General features: G+C 62.9%; 1 protein-coding gene and 1 pseudogene. Both read left to right on the top strand.

Annotation, left to right across the window (positions count from 1 at the left end; genetic code table 11):
* Positions 1-279: 279 nt before the first annotated feature.
* Positions 280-653 (top strand): annotated as a pseudogene (locus tag AC1DOC_RS30100) (IS3 family transposase); the annotation flags it as partial.
* Between the two features lie 407 nt (positions 654-1060).
* Positions 1061-2268, top strand: a 1208-nt coding sequence (locus AC1DOC_RS30095) for a VCBS domain-containing protein (RefSeq protein ID WP_478131164.1), incomplete at its 3' end; no start/stop codon positions are given.

Below are 2268 nucleotides of genomic sequence, written 5' to 3'. Positions count from 1 at the left end.
GCGAACTGCCAAGGGAGCGGACGGATACGTAGGGATATGCCGGCGGCGGTCATATGGCTAGAGGATTGTTGCGGAGGTGCGAAATGCAGGCGGCCGGGGGTTTACCGAGCCGCATCGCACCGCCGCGGAATTCAGGACCCGGTCGGAACAACCAGATCGGCGCAGGGCGGGCAGTCCCGGCCAGCCGATGCCGAGGCTGTCGTGACACCAGCACCAGAAACTCGCCGCTGATGCGGCTTTTTTCATCGGGACATCCGCGTTCGGACCGCAGCGTCGCAGGGCCTGGTCATCAGTTGGTCCATTGGGACGCACCCGGGCGCTGAGCTCGTCAATACATGCTAGATGCGGCCATCGAGACGGTGGTCGATACCAACGACCAGCCCGTCGCCCATTCCGTTCGTGGCGCCCACGATCGCTGGCCAAGCTGGCTCTCGCGGATCGCACATGCGAAGCTCATTCGCTCGATGTCTCGCAAAGGTTGCTCACGTGACAGCGCGGCGTGCGAAGGCTTCTTCGGACGGCTGAAGACGGAGTTGTTCCATCTCCGGAACTGGAAGACCACGACCATCGAGCAATTCATAGAGCTCGTTGATTCCCACATCCGCTGGGTACGGCGAGAAGCGATCAAGAACTCCGTGGCCGCCGCAGCCCCATCGGGACCGAGAGAACCTCCGGCTTACGGCATCAAACCAGTCCAAGTGCGCTTTCTGGCGGAAGTGGCGATGCTGCATGCACGTCTGGGAGGATTGCCGCCATGGCAATCATTGACCTCGCGTCGGCGAGTTCGTTCTTATTCCTATTGTCCCGCATGGAGTGTGGCCGTGCCCACGCTGTTCCCGCTCGTCCCGGTCTGCCACTGGCGYGGCATGCCGGCAGAGGCGGATGCATCGGCAGGACAAAAGTACCAGGCTTTTCAGCGGCAACCCGGGACTTACCGATAGAGAAGGAAGGACATTCTCTCCATGTGCTCGCATTGCCGGCGCGATCTAATTTGCGAACAAAAGGAATCCAGGGTCGAGATCGGAACGCGCCGGCTTTCCGGCGTTCACCAAGGAAGCACATGACCACCATTACCGGCTCCAACGGCAACGACCTTCTCACCGGCACGGCCGGCAGCGACACCATCAACAGCGGCAACGGGGACGACAGCGTCAGCGGCGGAGCCGGGAACGATTCATTGAATGGCGGCGCGGGAAACGACACGCTCGATGGCGGCAGCGGTAGTGACCAGCTCAACGGAGGATCGGGGGCCGACACCCTGATCTACAACGTCAGCGAAAACGCCGCAGCGGGCACCAGCGACGTGTACACCGGCGGGGCGGGTGTCGATACGCTCCAGCTCCAGTTCACGCGGACCCAGTGGCTGGAGGCTTCCACCCAGACGCAGATCGCTGCCTATCTGACCCATCTTGCGGCAGTGACCAACGCGAGAACTGGAGAGGTTTCCAATGGCTCGGCCAGCGATTTCGTTTTCAGCTTCGGGTCGTCCACGCTGACCGTCCAGATGACTGAAGTCCTGAGAGTCTTCGTGGACGGGGTAGAGGTGAATCCGGCCAACGAGGCGGTGAAGGCGCTGGGCGATACGGGCGCGACGACCGAAGACGGCTCGGGGATCCAAGTCCACGTGCTGCAGAACGATCTGGTCCCCGACTTGGTCAAGAGCTTGGCGCTGGCCTCGGCGCCGGCCCACGGGACGGCGACGCTCGTTCAACCGGCGATGGGCGATCCGTCGACCTGGTATTTCCAGTACCAGCCCCATACAGCCGATTTTCAATACTTGGCAGCGGGCGAGAGCGCAACCGACACCTTCAGCTACGAGGTGATGGACGCCGATGGTGGTAGGGGACTGGCCGCAGTGACCATCACCATCACCGGCGCCAACGATGGTCCGGTGATCACAGCCCAGGACCTGGCGGGTGCGGTGAGCGAGCAGGTTGCGCCGGCGGGCAATTTGAGCGACAGCGGCGTTATCGGCTTCAGTGACCTGGACCTGAGCGATGTGCACTTGGTGAGCGCCACCGGCACGCCGGTCGGCAGTGTGCTGGGAAGCCTGACAGCGGTCAGGAGCGGCGACACCACGGGGACCGGTACTGGCGGCCAGATCACCTGGACTTACACCGTGGATGCCGCGGCGGTCGAGTACCTGGCCGCTGGTCAGATCCGGGTCGAGAGCTTCACTATCACGGTGAACGATCARCATGGCGGCATCGTCACTCGGCAGATCGACGTGACCATCACCGGCACCAACGACGCGCCGACGATTGGTAC

Source organism: Variovorax sp. 01T439_2 (assembly GCF_056398445.1).
The sequence above is the reverse complement of the archived record's forward strand: the minus strand, read 5'-3'. Positions and strand labels throughout refer to the sequence as shown.